General features: G+C 66.7%; 26 protein-coding genes. 23 read left to right on the top strand and 3 right to left on the bottom strand.

The genetic code is table 11. The annotated features are described in order from the left end of the window. Window positions 1-66: 66 nt before the first annotated feature. The 19 genes from LH19_RS19220 (at window position 67) to LH19_RS19130 (ending at window position 16,635) form a co-directional block, all read left to right on the top strand. Window positions 67-681 (top strand): hypothetical protein, encoded by a 615-nt coding sequence (locus LH19_RS19220; RefSeq protein WP_054733902.1) that lies wholly within the window; start codon window positions 67-69, stop codon window positions 679-681. Window positions 682-906: 225 nt separating this feature from the next. Further along, entirely contained in the window at window positions 907-1,305 is a 399-nt protein-coding gene (locus LH19_RS19215; RefSeq protein ID WP_054731387.1) for a hypothetical protein, read from the top strand. 58 nt (window positions 1,306-1,363) lie between these two features. After that, complete coding sequence (locus tag LH19_RS19210; RefSeq protein ID WP_054731385.1) at window positions 1,364-2,707, top strand: TldD/PmbA family protein; 1,344 nt, start codon at window positions 1,364-1,366, stop codon at window positions 2,705-2,707. An 11-nt stretch (window positions 2,708-2,718) separates the two neighbouring features. Continuing rightward, window positions 2,719-3,510: an inositol monophosphatase family protein gene (locus LH19_RS19205; RefSeq protein ID WP_082395911.1), complete on the top strand. Its 792-nt coding sequence runs from the start codon at window positions 2,719-2,721 to the stop codon at window positions 3,508-3,510. 217 nt (window positions 3,511-3,727) lie between these two features. Next, entirely contained in the window at window positions 3,728-4,096 is a 369-nt protein-coding gene (rpsM, locus tag LH19_RS19200) for a 30S ribosomal protein S13 (RefSeq protein WP_054589142.1), read from the top strand. Between the two features lie 99 nt (window positions 4,097-4,195). Continuing rightward, on the top strand, window positions 4,196-4,585 hold the full coding sequence (gene rpsK / locus LH19_RS19195; protein ID WP_003040416.1) for a 30S ribosomal protein S11: 390 nt from the start codon (window positions 4,196-4,198) through the stop codon (window positions 4,583-4,585). Between the two features lie 100 nt (window positions 4,586-4,685). Continuing rightward, the gene (locus LH19_RS19190) at window positions 4,686-5,744 is read left to right on the top strand and encodes a DNA-directed RNA polymerase subunit alpha (protein ID WP_054589141.1); all 1,059 of its coding nucleotides are present in this window, start codon (window positions 4,686-4,688) and stop codon (window positions 5,742-5,744) included. A 155-nt stretch (window positions 5,745-5,899) separates the two neighbouring features. Further along, the gene (gene rplQ / locus LH19_RS19185; RefSeq protein ID WP_054731383.1) at window positions 5,900-6,322 is read left to right on the top strand and encodes a 50S ribosomal protein L17; all 423 of its coding nucleotides are present in this window, start codon (window positions 5,900-5,902) and stop codon (window positions 6,320-6,322) included. Between the two features lie 188 nt (window positions 6,323-6,510). Beyond that, window positions 6,511-6,840, top strand: a complete 330-nt coding sequence (locus tag LH19_RS19180; RefSeq protein WP_054731381.1) for a helix-turn-helix domain-containing protein — start codon at window positions 6,511-6,513, stop codon at window positions 6,838-6,840. A 155-nt stretch (window positions 6,841-6,995) separates the two neighbouring features. Then, window positions 6,996-7,571 carry a GbsR/MarR family transcriptional regulator gene (locus tag LH19_RS19175; protein WP_054731380.1) on the top strand — a complete coding sequence of 192 codons (576 nt, stop codon included), beginning with the start codon at window positions 6,996-6,998 and terminating at the stop codon, window positions 7,569-7,571. Window positions 7,572-7,581: 10 nt separating this feature from the next. Continuing rightward, the gene (locus LH19_RS19170) at window positions 7,582-8,259 is read left to right on the top strand and encodes a DUF4166 domain-containing protein (RefSeq protein ID WP_054731378.1); all 678 of its coding nucleotides are present in this window, start codon (window positions 7,582-7,584) and stop codon (window positions 8,257-8,259) included. After that, on the top strand, window positions 8,252-8,671 hold the full coding sequence (locus tag LH19_RS19165; protein ID WP_054731375.1) for a thiol-disulfide oxidoreductase DCC family protein: 420 nt from the start codon (window positions 8,252-8,254) through the stop codon (window positions 8,669-8,671). The genes LH19_RS19170 and LH19_RS19165 overlap by 8 nt, the downstream gene beginning before the upstream one ends. A 2-nt stretch (window positions 8,672-8,673) precedes the next feature. Next, window positions 8,674-10,329 carry an SDR family oxidoreductase gene (locus tag LH19_RS19160; RefSeq protein ID WP_054731373.1) on the top strand — a complete coding sequence of 552 codons (1,656 nt, stop codon included), beginning with the start codon at window positions 8,674-8,676 and terminating at the stop codon, window positions 10,327-10,329. A 97-nt stretch (window positions 10,330-10,426) separates the two neighbouring features. Continuing rightward, on the top strand, window positions 10,427-12,580 hold the full coding sequence (locus tag LH19_RS19155; protein WP_082395909.1) for a prolyl oligopeptidase family serine peptidase: 2,154 nt from the start codon (window positions 10,427-10,429) through the stop codon (window positions 12,578-12,580). Then, window positions 12,556-13,695 carry an exonuclease/endonuclease/phosphatase family protein gene (locus LH19_RS19150; protein WP_054731371.1) on the top strand — a complete coding sequence of 380 codons (1,140 nt, stop codon included), beginning with the start codon at window positions 12,556-12,558 and terminating at the stop codon, window positions 13,693-13,695. Before LH19_RS19155 ends, LH19_RS19150 begins: the two co-directional genes overlap by 25 nt. 16 nt (window positions 13,696-13,711) lie before the next feature. Next, entirely contained in the window at window positions 13,712-14,209 is a 498-nt protein-coding gene (locus tag LH19_RS19145) for a GAF domain-containing protein (RefSeq protein ID WP_054731369.1), read from the top strand. A gap of 123 nt (window positions 14,210-14,332) precedes the next feature. After that, the gene (locus LH19_RS19140) at window positions 14,333-15,181 is read left to right on the top strand and encodes a glycine zipper 2TM domain-containing protein (protein ID WP_054731366.1); all 849 of its coding nucleotides are present in this window, start codon (window positions 14,333-14,335) and stop codon (window positions 15,179-15,181) included. Window positions 15,182-15,369: 188 nt separating this feature from the next. After that, on the top strand, window positions 15,370-15,897 hold the full coding sequence (locus LH19_RS19135) for a hypothetical protein (RefSeq protein ID WP_054731364.1): 528 nt from the start codon (window positions 15,370-15,372) through the stop codon (window positions 15,895-15,897). Window positions 15,898-16,092: 195 nt separating this feature from the next. Then, window positions 16,093-16,635 carry a hypothetical protein gene (locus LH19_RS19130; protein WP_054589130.1) on the top strand — a complete coding sequence of 181 codons (543 nt, stop codon included), beginning with the start codon at window positions 16,093-16,095 and terminating at the stop codon, window positions 16,633-16,635. 78 nt (window positions 16,636-16,713) lie between these two features. Here the strand turns inward: LH19_RS19130 and LH19_RS19125 are convergent, their stop codons facing one another. Then, window positions 16,714-17,613 carry a crotonase/enoyl-CoA hydratase family protein gene (locus LH19_RS19125; RefSeq protein ID WP_054731363.1) on the bottom strand — a complete coding sequence of 300 codons (900 nt, stop codon included), beginning with the start codon at window positions 17,611-17,613 and terminating at the stop codon, window positions 16,714-16,716. A gap of 239 nt (window positions 17,614-17,852) precedes the next feature. On the opposite strand from LH19_RS19125, the gene purC reads away from it, so the two are divergent. Then, window positions 17,853-18,632: a phosphoribosylaminoimidazolesuccinocarboxamide synthase gene (purC, locus tag LH19_RS19120; protein ID WP_054589128.1), complete on the top strand. Its 780-nt coding sequence runs from the start codon at window positions 17,853-17,855 to the stop codon at window positions 18,630-18,632. Between the two features lie 79 nt (window positions 18,633-18,711). Here purC and LH19_RS19115 read toward each other — a convergent pair whose 3' ends face one another. After that, window positions 18,712-20,652 (bottom strand): lipoxygenase family protein, encoded by a 1,941-nt coding sequence (locus LH19_RS19115; protein ID WP_234715971.1) that lies wholly within the window; start codon window positions 20,650-20,652, stop codon window positions 18,712-18,714. A 229-nt stretch (window positions 20,653-20,881) separates the two neighbouring features. Between LH19_RS19115 and LH19_RS19110 the strand changes: the two genes are divergently transcribed. Together LH19_RS19110 and LH19_RS19105 are read left to right on the top strand one after the other, a co-directional pair. Then, window positions 20,882-22,027 (top strand): GGDEF domain-containing protein, encoded by a 1,146-nt coding sequence (locus tag LH19_RS19110; RefSeq protein ID WP_234715970.1) that lies wholly within the window; start codon window positions 20,882-20,884, stop codon window positions 22,025-22,027. Between the two features lie 41 nt (window positions 22,028-22,068). Next, complete coding sequence (locus tag LH19_RS19105; protein WP_054731359.1) at window positions 22,069-24,963, top strand: M16 family metallopeptidase; 2,895 nt, start codon at window positions 22,069-22,071, stop codon at window positions 24,961-24,963. 177 nt (window positions 24,964-25,140) lie between these two features. Here the strand turns inward: LH19_RS19105 and LH19_RS19100 are convergent, their stop codons facing one another. Continuing rightward, window positions 25,141-25,338, bottom strand: coding sequence for a DUF1192 domain-containing protein (locus LH19_RS19100; protein WP_054731356.1), 198 nt, complete (start codon window positions 25,336-25,338; stop codon window positions 25,141-25,143). A gap of 139 nt (window positions 25,339-25,477) precedes the next feature. Between LH19_RS19100 and LH19_RS19095 the strand changes: the two genes are divergently transcribed. Next, window positions 25,478-26,476 carry an NAD(P)H-quinone oxidoreductase gene (locus LH19_RS19095; RefSeq protein ID WP_082395907.1) on the top strand — a complete coding sequence of 333 codons (999 nt, stop codon included), beginning with the start codon at window positions 25,478-25,480 and terminating at the stop codon, window positions 26,474-26,476. Window positions 26,477-26,478 lie beyond the last annotated feature (2 nt).

Here is a 26,478-nt window from a genome sequence, read left to right as displayed (position 1 = left end):
CCTGCCCGTTCAGCACGGATGCAGGACTCCGATGCCAGAGGGCACGACATGATGAAGGAACGATCGATGACCCGCCTCCCCCTGTTCGCGTTGATCCTTGCCGGCAGCGCCGCCGCCGTGCCCGCCGCAGCGCAGCAAACGACGGTCGACGGCGAAAAGATCAACCAGGTCATCGTCTATGGCGACGACAAGTGCGAACAGTCGAGCCCCGACGAAATCGTCGTCTGCAACCGCTTGCCCGAAACCGAACGCTATCGCGTGCCGCAGATCTTCCGTGGCGGCAGCCCGCTCGATCCGCGCAACGAAGCTTGGGCGAACAAGATCGTCGCGGTCGAACGCGTCGGCCGCTTCGGCACCGACAGCTGTTCGCCGACGGGTCTCGGCGGTTTCACCGGTTGCACCCGGGCGCTCGTCGAGGGTGCCAAGGCCGAACGCAAGGCGGCCGACAAGACCGACTGGCAGGCGATGATCGCCGATGAACGCGCAAAGCGTATCGCCGGTATCGACGCCGCCGCCGACGAGGTCGAAGCCGCGGTGGTCGCCGAGGAAAAGGCGCTGCAGGAACGCCAGCGCGCCGCCGAAGAGCTGGAGCGCCAGGCCGGCGGCATGGCGCCTGCACCCGCAACTGCGGACGAAAGCGGCGCCGATGCGGAGCCGCTCCCCGTGCCGCCGCAGCACTGATCGCGCGATTCGGCCGCAGCGCGCGCCGGGTTGCCCTTTTTTCACCCTGAAATGATCGCGATGTGGGGTTTCGGCCGCCGTTTTTTGCAGCCCGGCGCACTTTTGTTGCGAATCCGGGGTGAACCGAGTGCAAAAATTAACGTTTCGCTGGCAGCCTGTCTTGACGAGGTAATATTTGGCTGAAAACTTGGCGTTTCTGGGAATCGCCGGCCGGGGAGGCTGATAATGGCATCGACATTCGGACCGCGCCTGTTCCGGCGCTCATCGGCCAGCGTGCCTCCCGCGCGCAGCCTCGGACGCCGGATGACGCTGCACACGGCGGCCGCCCTGATCGCCTTTGCCGCGCTGCAGATCTGGCTGGTGTCGAGCGCGATCGCCGCGGGCGCCCCTTCGGCGCTGATCGTCGTCGCACTGGTCGTGCTGCTTGCGCTCGCGCTTCCCGTCGCTCGCTCGACCGAGCGGCGCTGGTATCATCTCAGCCGTCAGGCGCTTGCAAGCTGGGGCCTGCACGCGCGCTTTCGCCGCGACGTGCGCCGCCTGTGGGTCGCGGCACTGACGCTGCCCTTCCTGTGGGTCAGCGGCGCAATGGCAGCAACCGACGCCATCGCCGCGATCACCCGCTGAGCTCTCGCTCACAGACTTAGATTTTGACGCCCACGCCTGCGCCGTATAGGGCGCGGCCATGCTGACTGTTGCCGAAGCCCTCGACCGCGCGCAGATGATGTGCGACGCCGCGACCAAAGCCGGCGCCGACGCCGCCGATGCCCTCTATTATTGCAACGCCGCGACCTCGGTCTCGATGCGGCTCGGCGCGCTCGAGGATGTCGAGCGCTCCGAAGGGCAGGATATTGCGCTCCGCGTCTTCGTCGGCCAGCGCAGCGCCAGCGTGTCGACCGCCGACATGGATGCGGGCGAACTCGCCAAGCTGGTCGAGCGCTGCGTCGCGATGGCACGCGAGGCGCCCGAGGATCCCTATGCCGGCCTCGCGCCGCAGGACCGGCTGATGCGCGGCCCGGCGCCCGACCTCGATCTCGACGACGGCAGCGAGGCCGATCCCCAGGCGCTGCGCGAAGCGGCGCTGGCGGTCGAAGAGGCCGCGCGCGCCGTCGCCGGGGTCACCAACAGCGAAGGCGGCACCGCGAGCCACAGCCGCACCCGCTTCGCGCTCGCGACCAGCCATGGCTTCGTCGGCGGCTATGGATCGAGCGGGCACAGCCTGTCGGCAAGCGTCATCGCGGGCGAGGGCGCGAGCATGCAGCGCGACTATGGCTGGCATAGCGCGCATTATCTGGGCGACCTCGAAAGTGCGGCAGAGATCGGCGCGCGCGCCGGCACGCGCGCCGTCGCGCGCCTTAATCCCGGCAAGGCGCCGGTCGGCAAAGTCCCGGTCGTCATCGATCCGCGGGTCGGCAGCAGCATCGTCGGCCATCTGCTCGGCGCGATCGCCGGTCCCGCGATCGCGCGCGGAACCAGCTTCCTGCTCGGCAAGGAAGACAGCATACTGTTCGACAGCGGCATCGTCATCCGTGACGAGCCGCACCGGCCGCGCGGCCTGCGCAGCCGCGCCTTCGACGGCGAGGGCCTGCCGACCGCGGCGCGCGATATCGTGACCGGCGGCAAGATCACCGGCTGGCTGCTCGACACCGCCTCGGCGAAGCAACTCGGCCTCGAACCCACCGGCCATGCGAGCCGTGGCGGCGGCGCATCGGGGGTGAGCGCGAGCAACCTGCATCTGGCGCCGGGCAGCCAGTCGCCCACGGCGCTGATCGCCGATATCAAGACGGGGGTCTACTTGACCGAACTGATCGGGCAGGGGGTCAATCCGGTGACCGGCGACTATAGCCGCGGTGCGTCGGGTTTCGTCATCCGCGATGGCGAGATCGCCGGGCCGATCGCCGAATTCACCGTCGCCGGCAACCTCGTCGACATGTTCGCCGCGCTCATTCCCGCCGACGACCTGGTGTTCCGCCACGGCACCAACGTTCCCACCCTCCGCATCGACGGCATGACCGTCGCGAGCAGCTAGGCAAACGGCGGGTGCCGGGTCGCAATCTCGAGGCGGTGATCGCCGCGACGCGCGAGGTCGGCGACATGGCGATGGCGCGCTGGCGCGGCGAGGGGCAGGCGGTCAACGTCTGGAACAAGTCGCACGACAACCCGGTCAGCGACGTCGACCTCGCGGTCGATGCGCGGCTGAAGGCGGTGCTCGGCGCGATGGTGCCCGAAGCCGGCTGGCTGTCGGAGGAAACCGCCGACAGCGCCGACCGCCTGTCGCGCCGCGCGATGTGGTGCGTCGACCCGATCGACGGCACCCGCGATTTCATTCGTGGCCGCCCCGGCTGGGCAGTGTCGGTCGCGCTCGTCGTCGACGGTGCGGTCGAGCTGGGCGTGCTCTACGCGCCCGCGCTTGATGAACTGTGGGTTGCGCAAAAGGGCAAGGGGGCGCTTCTCAACGGCGAGCCGCTGCAGGCGAGCCGCCGCACGAGTTTCGACGGTGCGCGCGTTCCCGCCGACAGCCTGCCGAAAATCGACCGTGACCTCGTCATGGTCACCAAACCGAACAGCATCGCGCTGCGCATGGCGCTGGTCGCCGACGACCGCGCCGATCTGGTGGCGACGCTGCGCTGGGGTTTCGAATGGGATGTGGCCGCCGCAGCGCTGATCGGCACCGAGGCGGGGGCGACCGTCACCGATGCCTTCGGCCAGCCGCTCGTCTTCAACACCCCGCGCGCGCAGGCCTTTGGCGTCATCGCTTGCGCCCCCGGAATCCACCGGGCCGTCGTCGAGCGCTTGCACGATCGCGCGGTCGCGCTTACGTCGCAACCCTGATCACCTCCCCATCGCTTCGCGACAGGGAGGAGTTGGTGCGATCCGCCGCACTTCCCTTGACTTTGCGCGCGACTCACCCTAATTGCCCATCCATTCCGACATCTTGACCGGACGGCGAAGCGCGCCTGCGCATCGTGGTCCGTTTTTTGCGTTGGAAATCAGACGCTTTGAGATGGGGCCGATTGCCAGCCGCCCTGTGGAGCAGGAGAAAGAATAAATGGCACGTATTGCGGGCGTCAACCTGCCCACCAACAAGCGCGTGATCATCGCGCTCACCTATATCCACGGCATCGGCCGCAAGACCGCCGTCGACATCGCCGACAAGCTGGGCATCGACCACACGCGTCGCGTTCAGGACCTCAGCGACGCCGAAGTGCTGCAGATCCGCGAAGCGATCGACGCCGACCACACGGTCGAGGGTGACCTTCGCCGCAACACGGCGATGAACATCAAGCGTCTGATGGACCTCGCCTGCTATCGCGGCCTGCGTCATCGCAAGGGCCTGCCGGTTCGTGGCCAGCGTACGCACACCAATGCGCGCACCCGCAAGGGCAAGGCCAAGCCGATCGCCGGCAAGAAGAAGTAAGGTCGAGCGCGCCCTTCCGGCGCGCTTCCTTGCTTTCCCTGCCGGGGCAGCGGCCCAGTGCCCACCGCCGGCCATTCAGGATTAGGTTAGGAATATATCATGGCTCGTGAACCGCAGCGTCTTCGTCGGCGCGAACGCAAGAATATCTCGTCGGGCGTCGCCCACGTCAACGCGACCTTCAACAACACGATGATCACCATCACCGACGCGCAGGGCAATGCGATTGCCTGGTCGAGCGCCGGCATGATGGGCTTCAAGGGCAGCCGCAAGTCGACCCCGTATGCCGCTCAGGTGTGCGCCGAAGACGCCGGCAAGAAGGCCGCCGAACATGGCGTCCGTACCCTCGAAGTCGAGGTCAAGGGCCCCGGCGCGGGTCGTGAATCGGCCCTCCGCGCCCTGCAGGCGGTCGGTTTCCACATCACGTCGATCCGCGACGTGACGCCGATCCCGCACAATGGCGTCCGCCCGGCCAAGCGCCGCCGCGTCTGACGTCTCTACGGGCGCGCTCCGCCGGAGCGCCGCCCGCATAAAATCCTCGCTGGACAGGTGGCCGATCCCCGCCCGTCCCGCCCAAAGCAAAGGGAAGTCCATGACTGTCAATATCCGGAACTGGCAGGAATTGAAGAAGCCCAGCAACCTGGAAATCAAGGCTGGCAGCGACGGCAAGCGCAAGGCGACCTTCGTCGCCGAGCCGCTCGAGCGCGGCTTCGGCCTGACGCTCGGCAACGCGCTGCGCCGCGTGCTGCTCTCGTCGCTCCAGGGTGCGGCCATCACGTCGATCAAGATCGAGAACGTGCTGCACGAATTCTCGAGCCTGGCCGGCGTGCGTGAAGACGTCACCGACATCGTGCTCAACGTGAAGCAGATCGCGCTCAAGATGGAAGGCGAAGGCCCGAAGCGGCTGCAGCTTTCGGCGACCGGTCCCGCGACCGTCAAGGCCGGCGACATCATGGTGTCGGGCGACATCAAGGTGATGAACCCGAACCATGTCATCTGCCACCTCGACGACGGCGCGACGCTGAACATGGAACTCGTCGCCGACACCGGCAAGGGCTATGTCCCCGCGACCGCCAACCGCCCGGCCGACGCGCCGATCGGCCTGATCCCGGTCGACTCGCTCTACTCGCCGGTGCGCCAGGTCGCCTACAAGGTCGACAATGCTCGCATCGGTCAGGAGCTGGACTATGACAAGCTGAACCTGACCGTCGAAACCGACGGTACGGTGACCCCGGAAGACGCCGTCGCTTACGCCGCGCGCATCCTTCAGGACCAGCTTCAGGTCTTCGTCCACTTCGAAGAAGCGATGAACGACAGCGGCATGATCGGCATGGCCGCGCCGTCGACCACCGCCGACGAGTCGGACGTCAACCAGCTCAACCGCTTCCTTCTCAAGAAGGTCGACGAGCTCGAACTGTCGGTCCGCAGCGCCAACTGCCTCAAGAACGACAACATCATCTACATCGGCGATCTGGTCCAGAAGACCGAAGCCGAAATGCTTCGCACCCCGAACTTCGGCCGCAAGTCCCTGAACGAAATCAAGGAAGTGCTGTCGTCGATGGGCCTGCGCCTCGGCATGGACATCCCCGGATGGCCGCCCGAGAACATCGAGGAAATGGCCAAGAAGCTCGAACAGGAACTTCTCGGCTGATCTCAAACTGTTCCCCGGCGAAAGCCGGGGTCCAGTCGCAAGCGTATATGGGCCGCGGCTTTCGCCGGGGAACACGAAGGGCAAAGGGCTCCCCCTCAAGTGGGCCTGGCTTGGGGTACCTCGAACGGCCCCTCTGACAAACGAAGGAATGGATTATGCGTCATAAATCGGGTGGCCGGAAGCTTCAGCGCACCAGCGCGCACCGCACGGCCCTGTTCCGCAACATGTCGGCCTCGCTCATCAAGCATGAGCAGATCACGACGACCCTCGCCAAGGCGAAGGAACTGCGCCCCTATGTCGAAAAGCTGGTCACGCTCGCCAAGCGCGGCGGGCTTGCCAATCGCCGTCTCGCCAACAGCCGCCTGATGGACGACACGCAGCTCGTGAAGCTGTTCGACGTCCTCGCCGAGCGTTACAAGGACCGCAACGGCGGTTACACGCGCGTCATCAAGGCTGGCATCCGCGCTTCGGACGCGGCGCCGATGGCGATCATCGAATTCGTCGACCGCGACGTCGATGCCAAGGGCCAGGACTCGGGTCCGGTCGAGCAATATGACGAGGATATGGAAGCCGCCTGAGCTTCCGGTCCCGAATCGAATCAAGGGCGGCGTCCGCAAGGATCGCCGCCCTTTTTCGTGCGTTGGATTGACAGGAACACGCGCTCGGTCGCGCATTTGAAGCATTTCGAATTGAAAACAAAGCGAAATTAACTTAAGTTTACTTGATAATGCTTCTCATCTGCTAAAATTTCTGTCATCACGAGGTCATGGATCAGGTTCGGCGCCAGGATATTTCTGCTGAAAGTTTCGGCGCCCGCCTGCGGCGGCTGCGCAGCGCAAAGGGTATTACCCAGTCCGAATTCGCGGCCGCGCTTTCGGTGAGTACCGCTGCGGTGTGCAGCTGGGAACAGGATCGGTCGCGCCCCAAGGTCAGCCGGATCCATGCCATCGCCGCGCTGCTCAGCCTTTCGACCGCCGAGCTGCTGACGAGCGGCCCGACAGGACAGTTGCACGAAAAGCTCGCGCAAAGCCGCGAGGAAATCGCGCGCATCGCCGGCACGACGCCGGAAAAGGTGCGGATTATCATCGAGGTCTAAGAACAGCGGTCACCGCACCCACCACGTTTCGAACGGGCGTCCGCGACGGCCTTTCGTGGTCACGTCCTATCGTCAGTAGCGACACGCAAAGGCGCGGCCGGACAACGGACGCGCGGCCGCTTGACTCCAAACCTGTTTTGTCCGATATTTCTGTTATGACAGAAATTAACGAAAGAACGGCGCAACTGTCTCCGGCGGCAACCGAGTTCATTCTCCATTGGGGGAATCTCGGCGGACAATGGGGCGTCAACCGGTCGGTGGCTCAGATCCATGCCTTGCTCTTCGTCTCCGACCGTCCGCTGCACGCCGAGGAGATCGCCAACCTGCTCGGTCTGGCGCGCTCGAACGTGTCGAACTCGATCAAGGAACTGCTCGGCTGGCGGCTCATCCACCGCGTGCCCGTCCTCGGCGACCGCCGCGACCATTTCGCGGCCGAGACCGACATCTGGGAAATGGTGACGCGGATCGCCGCGGGGCGCAAGGCGCGCGAAGTCGATCCCGCCGAGGCGGCGCTCCGCGCCTGCGTGGCACGCGCCGAACATGACCCCGGCCTCAGCGCGGGGGCCAAGGCGCGCCTGTCCGACATGCTCGATTTCGTGACGACGATGAGCCGCTGGCACGACGAGATGCTGGGTGTCCCGAAACCCGCGCTGATGCGGCTGATCAAGCTCGGCGCGGGGGTGACCAAGTTGCTCAATTGGCGGCCGGGCAAGGCGAAGGACGCGGGGTAGGAGAAGGGCAATGCACGGGCGGACGATCGAGCGAGGCGAGACGCCGGCAGCCGTCGCCGTTCCGGCGCCCGTTGGCGAGGCCGCGCCGCATGACGACCGCTTCCGCCGGCTGGTCGCCGCCGACGCGTGGGACGCGCTGCCCGCGGACGTACGCCGCCGCTTTTCCAAGCGCCTCACGGGGCGGGCGACCGCGACCTACAGCGGCGAGATCGTGTGGACGCGGCTGTCGCCGGCTGGCTGGCTGCTCGCGCAGCTTTGCCGGCTGATCGGCGCGCCGCTGCCGACGGCCGCCAGCGGCCCGGCGCCTGCAGCGGTGGTGGTTAGCGAGGATCGCGTGAGCGGCGGACAGATATGGACGCGCCTCTATGGCCGCATGCGCGGCCATCCGCAGGCGATCCACAGCGCCAAGCGCTTCGCAGGGCCGACGGGGCTAGAGGAACATATCGGCGGCGGCTTCGGCATGGCGCTGACGGTGCAGGCCGAAGGCGATGCGCTGGTCTTCACCTCGGACCATTATTTCTGGCAGGCGGGGCGGCTGCGGCTGCCGTTTCCGTCATGGCTGGCGCCCGGGACGACCGTCGTGACGCATCAGCATCTCGGCAGCGGCCGCTTCGCTTTCGACCTCAGGGTCGTGCACCGCCGGCTGGGCGAGCTGGTGAACCAGCATGGGCTGTTCCGCGATGGTTGAGCCCGAAGATCCCGCGCCGCGAGGGCCGGTCATCCTGTTCGACGCCGAATGCGTCCTCTGCTGCGCCAATGCCCGCTTCGTCCTGCGTCGCGATCGGGCGGCGCGTTTCCGGCTCGCGTCGGTGCAGACCGGCATCGGTGCCGAAATCTGTCGCCGCCATGGCATCGATCCCGCAGATCCGGTCACTATGCTCGTCGTCGATGGCGCGCGCGTCCGGCGCGACAGCGATGCGGTGCTGTTCATTTACGAGCAGCTCGGCTTTCCGTGGCGGCTGGTCGGGGTGCTGCGGCTTATCCCGGCGAAAATCCGCGATGCCGCATATCGTTGGGTCGCGCGCCATCGCTATCGCCTGTTCGGCCGGCGCGATAGCTGCTGGGTCGCGCCGCCCGAATATAGGGGCCGCATCCTGTGACGATGAAGATATTGATTCTCGGCGGCTATGGCGTCTTTGGCGGGAGGCTCGCCGAGCTATTGTCCGACCTCTCCGATGTCGAACTGCTGATCTGCGGCCGCGACCTCGCGCGCGCCGAAGATTTTTGCGCCCGCTATCGCGGCCACCCGCGCGCGATACCCTGCAGGCTCGACCGGCGCGCGATCGGCGAGGCGCTTGCGATCCACACGCCCGACCTTGTCATCGATGCGTCGGGGCCATTCCAGGATTACGGCGCCGAGCGCTACGGCGTCGTCGAGGCGTGCATCGCGGCGGGTGTCGATTATCTCGATTTCGCCGATGCCGCCGATTTCGTCTTCGGCATCGACCGTTTCGATGCGGCGGCGCAGGCGGCGGGGGTCTTCGTCCTGTCGGGGGTCAGCAGCTTTCCGGCGCTGACCGCAGCCGTGCTCGCCGAAATGGCGAAGACGATGGACATTCACAGTATCGACGGGGGTATCGCGCCATCTCCCTTCGCCGGCATCGGCCTCAACGTCATGCGCGCCGTCGTCGGCTATGCCGGCGCGCCGGTGAGGCTGCGGCGCGGCGGCCGGGATACCCATGGCATTGGGCTCGCCGAAAGCCTGCGCTTCACCGTCGCGGTGCCGGGGCGCCTGCCGCTCAGGAACATCCATTTCTCGCTGGTCGATGTGCCCGACCTGCTCGTCCTGCCGCGCGCCTATCCGGCTATCGCCGACATCTGGATGGGCGCGGGGCCGGTGCCCGAGATTCTGCACCGCATCCTCAACCTGCTGGCCAAGGCGCGGGCGCGGTTCCGCCTGCCGTCGCTGCTGCCCTTCTCGCGCCTCTTCTACACCATCCTCAACTGGATGAAGTTCGGCGAGCATCGCGGCGGCATGTTCATCCGCGCCCGCGGCGTCGCGGGCGGCAAGGCGGTCGAGCGGAGCTGGCATCTGTTGGCCGAAGGCGACGATGGCCCGTATATTCCGTCGATGGCGATCGAGGCGATCGTCCGCAAGCTGCTGGCCGGCGAGCGGCCGGCGGCGGGTGCGCGGTCGAGCGTCGGGGCGCTCGACCTCGTCGACTATGACAATCTGTTCGCCGGCCGGTCGATCCACAGCGGCTTTCGCAGCGACGACGCCAAGGCGCCGCTCTACCGCCGCCTGCTCGGTTCGGCGTTCGACGGCCTGCCGCCGCAGGTGCAGGCGTTGCACGACAAGCGGGAAGCGCGCGAATGGCGCGGCGAGGCCGCGGTTCGCCGCGGGCGGGGGCTACTCGCGCGCCTCGTCGCGGCGCTCTTTGGCTTTCCCAAGGCCGCGGCGCGCGTGCCCGTCACCGTCCGCTTCACACCCGAGGGCGATGCCGAGCGCTGGACGCGCGACTTCGGGGGCCGCAGCTTCGCTTCGCTCCAGTCCGCCGGCACCGGTCGCAACGCCTATTTGCTGGTCGAGCGTTTCGGGCCGCTGGCCTTCGCCATGGCGCTCGTTGCCGAGCACGGCCGACTGCATCTGGTGCCGCGCCGCTGGTCGGCATTCGGCATCCCGATGCCGCGCTTCCTGCTCCCCCGCGGAACGAGCTTCGAGAGCGAAAGCGACGAGAAATTCGGTTTCCATGTCGAGATTTCGCTGCCCCTGATTGGCTTGATCGTCGCCTATCAGGGCACGCTCGAACCCGCATGATCTTGCCTGCCGGCGGCGCAAATTCCCTTGCCGCCGCCTTGTCCGTCCTTACATTGAAGCTCCCGACCATGACCCGAAGAATGAGGATCGCCTTGCCATGTCCCGCAGACCCGTCTCGGCACCGCTGGCACTGGCCGCGCTGATGATGACTCCCGTGACGGCAGAGGCGGCGGGCGACATGGCGGCGCCCGCGCCGGCGCTCGCCTATCCCGATACCGCGCGCGACAATATCGTCGACCCGCAGTTCGGCGTCGATGTCGCTGATCCCTATCGCTGGCTGGAGGACGACGTCCGCGTCAACCCGAAGGTTGCGGCGTGGGTGGCGGCGCAGAACAGGGTGACCGACGCCTATCTGGGCACGCTGCCCGGCCGCGATGCGTTCGCGAGGCGGATGACCGAGCTCTATAATTACGAACGCTTCGGCCTGCCGAGGCGCGCGGGGACACGCTATTTCTACACCCGCAACGACGGGCTGCAGCCGCAATCGGTGCTTTACGTCCGCGAAGGGCTGAAGGGCGAGGGCAGGGTGCTGATCGACCCCAATGGCTGGGCAAAGGACGGCGCGACGGCGCTTGCCGAATGGGTGCCTTCGGACGACGGCCGGCACCTGCTTTATTCGGTGCAGGACGGTGGCACCGACTGGCGCATCGTCCGGGTCAAGGATGTCGCGACCGGGCAGGATCTGCCCGACGAGATCCGCTGGGTGAAATTTTCGGCGCTCGACTGGGCGAAGGATGGCAGCGGCTTTTATTATTCGCGCTTTCCCGCCCCGAAAGCGGGCGAAGCCTTCCAGTCGCTCAACGAAAATCACGCGGTCTATTTCCACAGTCTCGGCACGCCGCAGGACGCCGACCGGCTGATCCACGCGACGCCCGGCCAGCCGGAGCTGAGCAACCGGGCGGTGGTTTCCGACGACGGCAAATATCTGCTGGTGACGGGTTCGACGGGTACCGACGAACGTTACAGCCTGACGCTGTACCGGACGGGCAAGGCGGGCACGAAACCGAAGCTGTTGGTCGGCGATTACGAGAATAATTGGGAATATGTGACCAACAGCGGCACGCGTTTCACCTTCCTCACGAACAAGGGGGCGCCGCGCCAGCGGCTCGTGTCGATGGACATCCGCCAACCCGGCGTGCTGACCGAACTCGTCGGCGAAGAGGAGGGCACGCTCGTCGGTGCTTCGCGTGTCGGCGACCGCATCATCCTCTCCTATCTCGGCGACGCAAAATCGGAGGCGCGGATGGTCGCGCTCGACGGCAGGCGGGTTGCGAACATCAACCTTGCCGACATCGGGTCGGCGTCGGGCTTTGGCGGCAAGTCGACCGACGCCGAAACCTTCTACGCCTTTTCCAGCTACGCGCGGCCGACGACAATCTACCGGCTCGACACGGTGACGGGACAGACCGAGATTTTCGCCGAACCGAAGCTGACCTTCAAACCGGCCGATTTCACGGTCGAGCAGCGCTTCTACACCTCGAAGGACGGCACCGAAGTGCCGATGTTCCTGGTGATGAAAAAGGGGCTCGACCGAACCAAGGGATCGCCGACGATCCTCTACGGCTATGGCGGCTTCAACGTGTCGATGACCCCGGCCTTTTCGCCCACCCGGCTGGCGTGGGTCGACAAGGGCGGGGTGCTCGCGATCGCCAACCTGCGCGGCGGCGGCGAATATGGCAAAGCCTGGCACGATGCTGGTCGGCTCGACAAGAAACAGAATGTCTTCGACGATTTCGTCGCCGCGGGCGAATATCTGATCGCCGAGGGGATTACCGGCAAGGGACAGCTTGCGATCGAGGGAGGGTCGAACGGCGGCCTGCTCGTCGCTGCGGTGACCAACCAGCGCCCCGATCTGTTCGCCGCCGCACTCCCCGCCGTCGGGGTAATGGACATGCTGCGCTTCGACCGCTTCACCGCCGGGCGCTACTGGACCGACGATTATGGTTTTCCGTCGAAGGAGGCCGATTTCCGGAACCTTCTCGCTTACTCGCCCTATCATAATATCCGCGACGGCAAGGCCTATCCGGCGGTGCTGGTGACCACCGCCGACACCGACGATCGCGTCGTGCCTGGGCACAGCTTCAAATATGCCGCCGCGCTCCAGCATGCGCGGACGGGCGGCAAGCCGCACCTCATCCGCATCGAAACGCGCGCCGGCCACGGGTCGGGCAAGCCGACCGACAAGATCATCGCCGAAGCCGCCGACAAATATGCCTTTGCCGCCCGATGGACCGGCCTCGACGTAAAATAGCGCGCCGGCTCGCCATCGCCGCCGTCACCCTGCTCGGGCTGATGGTTGCGGTGTGGGCCGTGCTGCCGAACGGCAAGCTCGCGCGTGTCGAGCGGCGCGCCGATTGCTACGATCCCGCCGGACTGCCATCGGTCGAAACGCTCGCCGACGGGCGGAAGGCGGTGCAACTCAGCGTGCTGCTCTGGAACGTTGAGGGTTTGCCCTGGCCGATCCGCAGCGGGCGCGATCCCAAGCTGGCCCGCATCGCCGACTGGATCGCGAAGCGGCGGGCGGCGGGGCTCGGCCCCGACATATTGATCCTGCACAAGGCTTTTATCCCTGCGGCGTCGCGAATCGCCGGTGCTGCGGGCTATCGCTCGATCCTTCCCGGTCCGGCGGTCGATCGACCGCGCCATATGCCGATCCCCATACCGCCGGCGGGACATGCCGAAGGCGGCCGGTGGTGGAAAGGCGAGGGCATCGGCAAATGGCTCGACAGCGGCCTCTATGTCGCGACCGACTTGCCTTTGCTCGAGGGGACGCGCGAACGGCCCTTACCCGCTTATGCCAGCGATGCCTTTTACGCCGATAGCTGCGCCGGCTACGACTGCCTGTCCAACAAGGGCGGCATGATCGTCCATCTCGCGGTGCCCGGCGCGCCCGCGCCGCTGACCATCTTCAACACCCACCGCAATTCGCGCGAGCCGTCGGGGGTGAGCATCGCGCGCGCCGAAGCCGCGCATGCAATGCAGACGCGCGAGAACGACGCGCTGCTGCACGGGTTCGGCGGCGACGGTGCGATGATCGCCGCGGGCGATTTCAACAATTATCGCGCCGGCGACCGGATCGGCCGCTTCGCGAACGACCCGGCGTTCCGGCTTGCTGCCAAGGGTGCGGGCCTGCGCGCGCGGGCGGCGCCGATGACCGACGCGAAAGCGTGGACCGACGCCTATGATCTCCTCGGCTTTCGCAGTTCCGACGCACTTCGCATCGAGCCGCTGGCGGTCGCGACCTTGTTCGACGGCAAAAATGGTCCTCGCCTTTCGGACCATGACGCCCAATATATCGTCTTCCGGTTGAGCTGGCGCGGCGATGCGCCGGCACTGCCGGTTGCCGTCCCCCGCTGCCCCGCCTGACCGGAAAGAACCGCCGATGTCCTATGCCCTTTCCTTCACCGCGACCGAGGCCGACGCGCGCTGGGCCGAGGCGGCCGACGCCGCCGAGGCGCTGGTCGCCGGCGAGCCGGACGCCATCGCCAACATGGCCAATATCGCGGCGCTGATCTGGCAGGCGATCCCCGACCTCAACTGGGCGGGCTTCTACCGCTTCGACGGGCAGGAACTCGTCCTTGGGCCGTTTCAGGGCAAGGCGGCGTGCATCCGCATTCCGCTCGACAAGGGCGTGTGCGGCGCCGCGGCCCGGCTGCGTGCTACGCAACGCGTCGACGACGTCCATGCTTTTCCCGGCCATATCGCCTGCGACGCCGCGAGCCGCAGCGAGCTGGTCGTGCCGATCGTGGCGCGCGACCGGCTGGTCGGGGTGCTCGACCTCGACAGCCCGGTTCCCGGCCGCTTCACGGCCGACGACCAGTCGGGCGCCGAGGCGCTCGTCGCGCGCATCGCGGCAGCGCTCGCCCCTGCGGGCTTCTGACCCAAAATGGGACGCAAAGGTCAAGGTTAACGGATTCGCCGAAAAGGAGCGATTTTGCTAACAAGCTGTTAACCAATTGGTTGTCGCCGCGCCGGCGCGACCGACGGAAGCAGGGAGTTTAGCATGCGCACCATTTTCATCCTGGGGGCTGCGGCGGGTTCGATGCTGATGGCAACGCCCGCATTCGCCGGCGATCCGCGCCCGACGCTCGACTATGGCATGCCTGCGGCACCCGATACGCGCGTCTACACCGGCTATCCCGACCGCGTGCCGGGCGAAGTGGATTATCGTGGCGGCGGCGACTATCGGCAGGTCAATGGCACCTATGACGCCGAAGGGCGCTGGACCGGCACTTGGGATGGCACCTACGAAGCCCCCGACGGCCGCCGCTATGACGGCCGTTACGAGGGTACGGTCGAGGGTGCGGGCACCAGCTATGCCCCGCCGCCCTACGATCCCTATTATGACGGCGACGATCGCCGCGGTTACGACGGCCGCTACGACGCCGATATGGAACGCCGCTGTGGCCGGGGGGGCACGGTGGGCGGCGCGGTTGTCGGCGGCATCGTGGGGGGCATCGCCGGCAACCGCATAGCCGGACGCGGCGACCGCACTGCGGGCACGCTGATCGGCGGCGGGATCGGCGCGATCGCCGGCGGCGCGATCGGCAATGCGGCCGACCGCAAGAAATGCGAAGAATGGTGGGCCAGCCGCGGCGGTTATGCGCAGGACGGCTATTATCAGGGCGGCACCACCGTCTACCAGCAGGGCGGCTACGGCTATTATGGCGCGCCTTATGGCTATTACACGCCGGGCGTCGTCGTGACGACGGTGATCACCAATGGCGCGCCGGTCGTGACCGAAACGGTCGAGACCTCGACCCGCACCTATTATGAGAACGTCCCGGTGCGGAAGCGCTATGTCGCAAAGAAGAAGTGGAAACCGCGGCCCAAGCCGCGCTGCGTCTGCTGATATACCCGAAGGTCTGGTCACCCAACGGTTATGGGCCCGCCCTCCGCAAGGAAGGCGGGCCTTTTGCCGTCCGGTGTCGGCCCGTCGCGCGTGCGGGGCGGTTCACCGGCGCGACAGCATCCTGGGCCTAAAGACGAGGGCGATTGCGGGCCGACTGTCGTTGCCCGTGCTGTGGGGAGTTTCCCGCTATGCGTAAATTGACCAGCCTCGCGGCCGCCGCCGCCGTCGTTGTTACCTCGGTGGGCTTCAGCGCCGTGCCCGCCGAAGCACGAAGCCGCCATGGCGGCTGGGGCCACCGCGACCGCGACCGGATCAGCACCGGCGAAGTGCTGGGCGGACTGTTCGTGATCGGCGCGATCGCTGCCATCGCGGGCGCCGCGAGCAAGAACAAGGCCGAGCGCCGCGACGATCGCTACGACCCGCCTTACCGCGATGACGATTATCGCGAAGTCCCGCGCTACGAGCCCGAGAACCAGGGCGAGGCACAGCCCGGCGCCTATGGGCGCGGCGAGGCCGAGGCGCGCGCCGCCGACGCGTGCAGCTGGGCGGTCGAGGGCGAAATGGGGGCCGACGCCCGCGTCGACAGCATCGGCAGCACCGAACCGAGCGATGGCGGCTGGTACGTCACCGGCACCGCGTCGCGGCTGGGCGGCGAGACGCGGAGTTTCGGCTGCAGCTACCGCAACGGCCGCGTCGTCGACGTCAGTTTCGGCTGACCCGGCCGTTTCTGGCTGCCGCCACAAGGGCCCTGCCACCACCCGATGGCGGGGCCCTTCTTTTTGAAGCTGAACGCCAGCCAACCGAGTCTGAACCGCAGATAAGCAGGGGGTTCAGCACCGTGTCACCCCCGCCGCGGTAAAAGCGCATCAACAGGCAGCGACGACGACGCCTGCGCTTGAGGAGACCGAACCATGGCTATGACCAAATTGACCAAGGCCGCGATTGGTGCGGCCACCGCCGGTGCGATGTTGATGAGCGCCGCACCCGCCGCTGCGCGCGACCGTTATGACCGCGACGGCATCAGCGCGGGCGAAATCATCGCCGGCGCCGTCGTGATCGGCGGCCTCGCCGCGATCCTGTCGAGCGGCGATAACGACCGCTATGATCGCTACGACCGTTACAATGACCGCTATAACGACCGTTACCGCGGTGGCTATAACGACCCACGCTATGGCTATGGTTATGACTATAACCGCTATGGCAACAGCCGCAGCGCGGTCAGCCAGTGCGTCAGCGCGGTTGAACGCGGCAGCAGCCGTTACGGCCGCACCGACGTGACCGAGGTGACCGGTATCGATCGCAAGCGCGACGGTTACAAGATCAAGGGCCGCGTCGTTGTCCGCGACGGCTACGGCGGCCGCTGGGGTCGCGGCGGCTATTACGACAAGGGCAAGTTCAGCTGCGACATCCGTTATGGCCGCGTGCAGGACATCCGTTTCTCGGGCCTGCGTTAAGCGATAGCAGCAGTCCCTTTCGGCCCGCCCATGCTCCGGCATGCGGCGGGCCTTTCGTTTGTGAAGTGCGGGTAGCGATCACCCGTAAGGCGGCGCATCCTCGAACTCGGCGAACGACGGATAGTCGCTCGCGACGCTGGCGGTGAAATTGGGCGGGCGCTTTTCGAGGAAGCTGGTGACGCCCTCGGCGGCGTCGGCGCTGCGCCCGCGCGAAAAGATCACCCGGCTGTCCCAGCGATGCGCGCTCATCGGGTGCGGCGCACCGAGCATCCGCCACATCATGTGCCGCGTCAGCGCGACCGATACCGGCGCGCTGTCGGCGGTATATTCGCGCGCCTTGGCGATCGCGGCGTCGATCAGTTCGCCCGGGGCGTGCACCGACTGGACGAGGCCCTTTTCATGCGCTTCGGCGGCGGGGATCAGCCGTCCCGAATAGCACCAGTCGACCGCGGTCTGGATGCCGACGAGGCGCGGCAGGAACCAGCTCGACGCCGCCTCGGGCACGATACCGCGGCGCGCGAAGACGAAACCATAGCGTGCGGTATCGCTCGCCAGCCGCGCATCCATCGACAGCGTCATCGTCGCGCCGATGCCGACCGCGGCGCCGTTGATCGCGCCGAGCACCGGCTTCTTCGCCTCGAAGATGCGCATCGATACGCGGCCGCCGCCGTCGCGGACCAGCGGGTGCGACCAGTCGATCGTGCCGTCGGCCGCGACGGGGCTGTCCGATCCGTCGCCATGCTTGTCATAATCGAAGGTCGCGGCGCCCGCGCCCAGATCCGCGCCCGCGCAATAGGCCTTTTCGCCATGGCCCGTGAAGATCACCGCGCGCACGCCGTCGTCGGCGTCGCAGTCGTCGAGTGCCGCGATGATCTCGGCCATCATCTCGCCGGTGAACGCGTTCATCCGCTCGGGCCGGTACAGCGTCAGCAGCGCGATACCCTCGTGCTTGTCGAGGCGAATCTGGTCGTAGCTCATGTTTCTCTCCTTGTGGTTGCGGCCATGGTCGCAAGCCAAGCGGCCGAAGGCAAGCTCTAGTTTACGTAAGCGTAAAGATGTAAATCCTCGCTCTTCGGACGGGGAGAAGGGGTGCTTTACGCCGGGGATGACGTGCGCGACCTTTGTCGCTATAGGGCGCCCGACCGCCCCGGCGCCGCGCCTCCCACTGAGTCGCTTGCCGGGGTCATTCTTTTGGTTCCGACAGAAAGTCCGCGCCCATGTCCCGTCGCCGCCAGATCTATGAAGGCAAGGCCAAGATCCTTTACGAAGGCCCCGAACCCGGCACGCTGATCCAGTATTTCAAGGACGATGCGACCGCGTTCAACGCGCAGAAGCGCGGCACGATCAACGGCAAGGGCGTGCTCAACAACCGGATTTCGGAGCATGTCTTCACGCTGCTCGGCAATATCGGCGTCCCGACCCACTTCATCCGCCGCCTGAACATGCGCGAGCAGTTGATCCGGCAGGTCGAGATCGTGCCGATCGAAGTGATCGTGCGCAACGTCGCCGCGGGCACGCTGTCGAAGCGGCTCGGGATCGAGGAGGGGACGCAGCTTCCCCGCACGCTGATCGAATATTGCTACAAGGACGACGCCCTCGGCGATCCGCTGGTCGCCGAGGAGCATATCGCCTGCTTCAACTGGTGCAGCCAGGACGAGCTTCACGACATCCAGGACATGGCGATCCGCATCAACGATTTCATGTCGGGCATGTTCGCCGCGGTCGGTATCCGCCTCGTCGACTTCAAGCTCGAGTTCGGTCGGCTTTACGAAGGCGACTTCAGCCGCATCATCCTTGCCGACGAGATCAGCCCCGACGGCTGCCGCCTGTGGGACATGACGACGAACGAAAAGCTCGACAAGGACCGCTTCCGCCGCGACCTCGGCGGCGAGGTCGAAGCCTATCAGGAAGTCGCACGCCGTCTGGGCCTGCTGCCCGAAGGCAGCGAAAATGCCGTGCTCGACCTCGAAAGCCACCGCAAGAAAAAGGGTAGCTGAGCGGGCCAACCCGGCAAAAGCCGGAGCCAGCATGGCTTGCCAACGAACCCCGGCTTTTGCCGGGGTTCTCATTAGCGCATCAGATATTGATGCTCGTCGGGATCAGGCTCGGCTGCAGATAGGGATAGGGCTGCATCCGCTCGGCATTGCGCGTGACGATTTCCGCCTCGACGTCGGCAAGCGCCGCCTGAAACCAGGCGAGCGGGCCCTCCGCCGCGGTGACGCGCGGATCCTGGAACCACTGCGGATAGGGAAAGGCGTTGCTGCGATAGTCGCCGAGCGGGCGATAATGCACCGACCCCAGCAGTTCGAGCACGTTCAATTGTTCGAGCGCGAGGGCCATCGGCGGCATCATCGCGAGCCAGCCCGTCTTGTCGTGTCCGCGCTGGCCGTTCGGCGCCGGTTGCCACGCTGCGCCGGTCACCGCGGGGGCGAAGGCCATGATGTCCTTTTGCGGTAAATTGACCGCCGCATGCTGCGCGCTGGCGGTGAACATCACCATCGCGCAGATTTCGGCGAGCTGGTTGCGCGTCGTCACCGGGCCGAGCCCGCCGACCTTGGCTTCGCCCGCGAGGCACGCGGCCCATGCCGCCAGCTCGGTATCGGCGACGATATCGGTGTCGCCCGTATAATAAAGATCGACATATTGCCGCGCCCATTCGTGGATCGCGTCCCACACCAGCAGCGCGTCGTCGCGATACGGATAGTCGGCGAGCGCCGAATCGACCCCGACGCCCCGCGCGGCAAAATCGGCGTGCGGCATCTTGCCCCGGAAATCGAACGCCAGCCGCGCATCGACTGCGGCAAGCTGGCTCGACGCGATCGTCCCCGCGAAAATATGGTCGATCGGGCCGTTCGCCGCGATCAGCGAGGTCGCCGCCTGTTCGTTGATGAACAATGTCCCCTCGAAATGCGGGACGAGCAGCGCCCACACCGGATGCGCCTCGGCAAGATGGCGGTGCGTCGCGACCGCGAACGCCTCGATCACCAGATGGGTGCGTGCCAGATGGGCGAAGAGCTCATGATAATTACCGTCGGCGACCTGCACGACGAATTTCGCCATTTCCCAGCCCCATTGCCTGTCGGCCGCCGGTGAGGGCGTGAAAATCGGACAGTCGGCGGGGTCCTGGCCGCACTGGATCGCGACGGGGATGAGCGATGCGCCGCCCGGCGGTACCGCGAACAGCGCCATCGGCTGCGAGACATATTTGGCTTCGCCGCCATAGGTGCCGGGGTCGAGGATCGCGAGCGGCTTGTAATCGAGCATGAAGAGGCGGCCGTCGGCGAGCGCGGCGGCCAGCGTGTCGCCATTCACCACCGCGGCGTAAGCCTTTTCGCTCAGCGGGAAATTGGCGGGCAGCGCTCCCTCGACCGCCGCGATCAGCATGCAGTTCGGCCCCTGCACGCGCAGGCGGGCGAACTCCTTGTCGTCCTGGAACATATAGCTGATGCCCGGCACCGGCAGGGTAGCGAACAGCGCGCGATATGCGTCGAGGCTGCGCGGCGTCTTGCTGCCCAGCCCCGCCACCTCGGCCTCGTCGACCTTCATGAGATCCTCGAGCCGCTCCTTATATCCCTGAAGCAAAGCGAGATGCACGTCGCGCTCAGCCGCGGCGACGGCATTTTCCACGTCGCCGACGATGCGTTCGAAGATATTGCCGCCGCTGTGAACGCCATGTTCGGCGACGATCTTCGCGGTCGATAGCTCGATCGCGTCGCACTCGGCGAGCGCGGTTTCATATTCGGCGCGCGGCGTGTCGAGCTCGCCCCGGTCGACGCCGCCGAGCTTCACCGTCAGCGCATTGCGCACGATCGCGAGGCCGACGCCGATCAAGATGCCGAACCAGGCGATCGTCGGTTCGTCGTTCTTCGGCACGTCGGTGGCGAGCGGCACGCCGGGCAGCGTCGGGACGTCGGTGGTCCAGACATAGACGGCCTGCGAAGCGGCGAGCTGTGCCGCGCGCGCCGCTTGCTCGGCGGGCGTATCGTTTTGCGGCAGGCTGGGATTGGCCGATGGCAACGGCGATGCTTGGGCAGGCGATGGGGCAGGCGAAGGGGCGGACGAAGACGGGGTCAGCGAAGGCGACACAAAGGACATGGGCTGGGCTCCTGCGATAAGGCCTGCGGAGGTGCCCCAACATGGTTAATATTTCGCGAGCCATCTGTGGGGAAAGCCCTGCCAAGCGGAGGAAAAGGCGACGCTTCCTTCCTTAACCGATGTTTTACCCCTGACCCGCTATCCCCCTCGCATGACGGGGGTCTTTCAATCGATACAGCGGCGGTTTTTCCCGCCGGTTCCGGAGGCAATCCGCGACGATGTCGCGATGCTGCGCGCCTATCGCGTCGAAACACTGACCCCGATGCTGTTCCTGATGCTCGCGGCTACGACGCCGACCGCCATCTATGCCGGCGTCGCGAGCGTCCATCCCTTCATCCGCATCGGTTTTCCGGTGATCCTCGCGGTCGTCTGCCTATTGGGCTTCGGCGTCCTGATGCACAATCGCGGCCGCAAGATGAGCCCGCGCCGCGCCCGCCGGGTGGTCAAGGAATCGACCTGGCTGTCGGGATCGATGGGCGCGATGTGCAGCATCTGGACGGTGACCAACTGGTTCGCCGCGCCGCCCGAAGCGCACAGCTATTATGCGATGATCATGGCGATGGGCTCGCTCGCGACCGCTTATTGCCTGTCGTCGATCCGTCTCGCGACCTTCGTCAACCTGTCGATCGGCCTCGTCCCGATCTCGCTGCTCATGCTGTTGTCGGGCAACCCGGCAGAGATCGGCGCGGGGACTAGCCTTGTCGTCGCGACCTTGTTCCTGCTCCGGATGATGATCCAGCAGCACGGGCAGCTCATCGACCTCCTCGAACTGCAGCGCCAGATGCGCGAGCTTGCTCATACCGACCCGCTCACCGGCCTGTCGAACCGCCGCGAATTCGACCTGCGGCTCGACGAGGAAATCGCCGCAGCGAGCCCGGGCAGGCCCTTTGCCATCGCGCTGCTCGATCTCGACGGGTTCAAACCCGTCAACGACCGGCACGGCCATGCGGCCGGCGACCTGCTGCTCTGCGAAGTCGCGGCGCGCCTGCGCCGCGCGTGCGGCGACCATGCGGCGGTGGCGCGGCAGGGCGGCGACGAGTTCGCCATCCTCGTCCCGGCGGGGTCGCTGCTCATGAACACATCGATCGCCGACCATATCCTCGCGGCGCTCGCCGCGCCCTATCATATCGAGGGTCAGGCGATCCGCGTCGGCGCGAGCATCGGCGTCGCCGCCTGGCCGGGCGACGGCGCGACCGCGAAGAAATTGTTCGAGGTCGCCGACCGCGCGCTTTACGCGGCCAAGGCGGCCGATCACGATCCCATGTCGTCTGTCGAAAGCGTCCAGCACATCGCCTGACCATCGCTTGACCGCCCGACGCGGCGTGGTCACACAGGGGCATGACATCGTCCTTCGTCCGGCGCGCCTCGACCGCCCTGTCGCCCCTCGTCCTCCTTGCCGTTTCCGCGCCCGCCGCGCTCGCATGGCAGCCCGTCGCGACCGTCCCGGCGCCAGCGGCGGTCAATCCCCAGACCGACGCCGCAAAGGCATGGAATTTTGCCGCCAGCGATGTGCCGGTCGATCCGAACATCGTCTTCGGCGTGCTGCCCAACGGGATGAAATATGCGCTGCTGAAGAACAGCACGCCGAAGGACAGTGTCGTCCTGCGCATGCGCTTCGACGTCGGCAGCTTCGCCGAGGCCGACGACCAGCGCGGGCTCGCCCATTTCCTCGAGCATATGGTGTTCAACGGGTCGACCAACGTCCCCGAGGGCGAGATGGTCAAGCTGCTCGAACGCAAGGGGCTGGCCTTTGGGGCCGACACCAACGCCGTGACCGGCTTCGACGATACCGTCTACAAGCTCGACCTGCCCAATGCGACCGACGACCTGATCGACACCGGGCTGATGCTGATGCGTGAGACGGCGAGCGAGGTGACGATCGATCCCGCCGCGGTCGACCGCGAGCGCGGGATCATCCTGTCCGAACGCCGCGCGCGCGATACCTATCAACTGCGCAGTCTGATCGACCAGCTCGGTTTCCAGATGGAAGGCATGCGTGTCGCAAGCCGTATCCCGGTGGGCACCGAAGAGGTGATCAGGACCGCCCCCGCGGCGCGCATCCGCGACATTTACGACCGCTATTACCGCCCCGAGCGCGCGACGCTGGTCATGGTCGGCGATTTCGACCCGGCGGCGGTCGAAGCGAAGATCAAGGCGCGCTTCTCGGACTGGAAAGGCCGCGGCCCCGCCGGGCCGGACCCCGATATCGGCACGGTCGATTATAAGCGGCCGTCGGCGGCCGACGATTTCGTCGATCCCGCGATCCAGGACGCGGTGACCGTCACCGCATTCAAGCCGTGGGTGCAGGAGCCAGACACCAAGGCGAAGCGCGCGAAGAATCTGGCCGAGGAGGTGGGCGAGGCGATCGTCAGCCGCCGCCTCGCGAAGATCGCGCTGAACGAGGATTCGCCGATCCTTGCCGGCTATTTCAGCGAAGCGGCGGGTTGGAAGGTCTTCGATCAGGTCACCGTCGGCGCGGTCGCCAAGGAAGGCGCGTGGAAGGAAGCGCTCGCGCTCGTCGAACAGGAATTGCGCCGCGCCGTGGAGCATGGCTTCACACAGGCCGAGGTCGACGAACAACTCGCCATCCGCCGCACCGCGCTCAAGAATGCGGTCGCGGGGGTGACGACCCGGCGCAGCGAGACGATGGCCGACGTCCTCCTGTCCGCCGCCGAGGGCGATTTCGTGGTCGTCCGCCCCGAAACGACGCAGGCGCTGTTCGACGCGACCGCGCCGTCGCTCGACGCCGCGGCGGTCAGCGCCGCCTTCCGCAAGCGCGTCGAAGGGCTGAGCGCGCCGCTCGCGCATGTGACATCGAAAAAGCCCATCGAGGGCGGCACCCCCGCGATCCTCGCCGAATTGCGGGCGTCGCAGCAGGTCGCCGTCGCGGCGCCGGCCGAATCGGCAAGCAGCGCCTTCGCCTATGACGATTTCGGTACGCCCGGAAAGGTCGTCGCCGACGACCGGATCGACGACCTCGGCATCCGCCGCGTCCGCTTCGCCAACAATGTGATGCTCAACATCAAGAAGACCGACTTCCAGAAGGACAAGGTCTATCTGTCGCTGCGCGTCGATGGCGGCGAACTGCTGGCGACGAAGGACGATCCGACCAAGGTCGCGCTGGCGGGATCGATCAGCCTCGGCGGGCTCGAGGCGCACAGTGTCGACGAACTGCGTACGATCCTCGCCGGCAAGACGGTGAGCCCCGCCTTCGGCAGCGATACCGACGCCTTCGGGGGCAGCGCGCTGACCTCGCCCGACGATTTCGCGCTGCAGGCGAAGCTGATGGCGGCGTTCGTCACCCATCCTGGCTATCGCGCCGACGGGCTCGCCTTGATCCGCCGCTTCCTGCCGCAGCAATATGCCGCGAACGATGCGACGCCGTCGGCGGTGATCGCGCGCGACGCGGGGGGTATCCTTGCGAACGATGATCCGCGCGAGGTGACGCCGCCGCTCGCCAAGGTGATGGCGCTCGACTGGGCCGGGCTCAAGGCGGCGATGGGCGACAGCCTCGCGCATGGCGCGATCGAGATCGGCGTCGTCGGCGACATCGACGAACAGGCGGCGATCGACGCGATCGCCGCGACCTTCGGCGCGCTCCCCGAACGCCGCGCTGCCTTCGACCCGCGCACCGACGCGCGGGTTCGCCAATATCCCGCTGACCTGAGCGAACGCACACTGGTCCACAAGGGGCCGGCCGAGCAGGCCGAACTGCGCGTATACTGGCCGGCGCGCGATGACAGCGACCTCGCCGAGGCGATGCAGCTCAACCTGCTGTCGCGGGTGATGCAGTTGAAGCTGACCGAGGAACTGCGCGAGAAGCTCGGCGAAAGCTACAGCCCCGGCGCCGCGGCGAGCCTGTCGAGCGACTATCCGGGCTATGGCTTCCTGCTTGCCGCCAGCAACATCGATTACAAGGACCTCGCGACGACACGCGCGGCGATCTTCGGTATCGCGAAGGAACTGCGCGACGCCCCGGTCGATGCCGACCTTCTTGATCGCGCGCGGCGTCCGCTCGTCGAGGCGATGACCAAGGCGCGGCGCGAAAACGCCTATTGGCTTCCTTACGTCACCGAAGCGGCGACGCACACCGCCCGCCTCGATCGCAGCCGGGGCGGGATCGCCGAAGTCGCGGCCGCGACGCCGGCCCAGCTTCAGGCGCTCGCCCGGCGCTATCTGGTCGACGACAAGGCGCTGGTGATCAAGGCCGTGAGCGACAAGGCAGGGAAATAGAACCGGCGAACGGTACGGGGTGAAGAACTGCCGCTCGTTAAGTCGTCATCCCGGGCTTGACCCGGGACCCGCCTTCCTTCTTTTGATGCCGGGTCAAAGAAAAAGGCAGGCCCCGGGTCAAGCCCGGGGTGACGGACGTGGTTTACACCCGTTTCGCGTTTCGCCCGAAACCCGCCGTCACCCCTTCTTGAACAGCGCCTCGGCCACCGCCTTGTGGCTCGTCGCGACAGCCTTGTGCGCTTTCACACGCTCGATCTCGGCTTCGAGCAACGCGACGCGCTCGTCGAGTTCGTCGACCGACAGCGGATCGAGCGGCTGCCGCGTCAACGCCGCGAGCACATCGTCGCGGCGGCGGGGAAGGTCGTCATCGTCCATGGCGTTTCCTTTCTCGCCAGTCGGTCCGGTCCTGGCCCTGATTGAAGGTGCGCGACTGTTGACCCGCGGCCTCGCACTGTCAATAAGGCGGGCCGAGGGATCCGGGCCAGACTTTGGCGTGGAAAGTGGGGGATTTAGCGTGACCAGCGTGCCGACAAGCATGACCGCCATCGCGATCAGCGAGCCGGGCGGGCCCGAGACGTTGCAGCCGGTGGAACGCCCCGTGCCGCAGCCGGGGCCGGGCGAGGTGCTGATCCGCGTCGCCGCCGCGGGGGTCAACCGTCCCGACGTGCTGCAGCGCATGGGTTTCTACCCGCCGCCGCCGGGCGCGTCGGACCTGCCGGGGCTTGAGGTCGCGGGCACGATCGTCGCGGTCGGACCGGGCGGCGATCCCGAGCATCTGGGGCAGGCGGTGTGCGCGCTTGTCGCCGGTGGCGGCTATGCCGAATATTGCACCGCGCCGGCGGGAAGCTGCCTGCCGGTGCCGCAGGGCTTTTCGATGGCCGAGGCCGCGGCGCTCCCCGAAACCATTTTTACGGTCTGGCACAATCTGTTCGAACGCGCGTGGGTGCAGGAGGGTGATACGGTACTCGTCCATGGCGGCACCAGCGGCATCGGGACGACCGCGATCGGGCTGTGCGGGCTGTTCGATATCAAGGTGATCGTCACTTGCGGCAGCGCCGCGAAATGCGATGCGGCGCGCGCGCTCGGCGCCGATCTCGCCATCGACTATTCCACCGAGGACTATGTCGAGGCAGTGAAGGCTTTTACCGGCGGACGCGGCGTCGATGCGGTGCTCGACATGGTCGGCGGCGACTATGTGCCGCGCAACCTTGCCTGCCTTGCCGAAGACGGGCGCCACGTCACCATTGCCTTCCAGCGCGGCGCGAAGGCAGAGATCGACATTTCGCAGTTGATGCGGCGGCGCCTGACGATGACCGGGTCGACGCTGCGGGCGCGCAGCGCCGACTTCAAGGCGGCGCTCGCCGACGAGATTCACCGCACCGTCTGGCCGCGCCTTTCGGACGGAGCGTGGAAGCCGGCGATGGACCGCAGCTTCCCGCTCGCCGAAGCCGGTGCCGCGCACGCCCGCATGCAGGCGGGCGAGCATGTCGGCAAGATCGTCCTGACGGTCTGAAA

Source organism: Sphingopyxis macrogoltabida (assembly GCF_001314325.1).
GTDB classification, from domain to species: domain Bacteria; phylum Pseudomonadota; class Alphaproteobacteria; order Sphingomonadales; family Sphingomonadaceae; genus Sphingopyxis; species Sphingopyxis macrogoltabida.
Note: the sequence above shows the minus strand (reverse complement) of the source record. Positions and strands in the feature narration are given on the sequence as shown.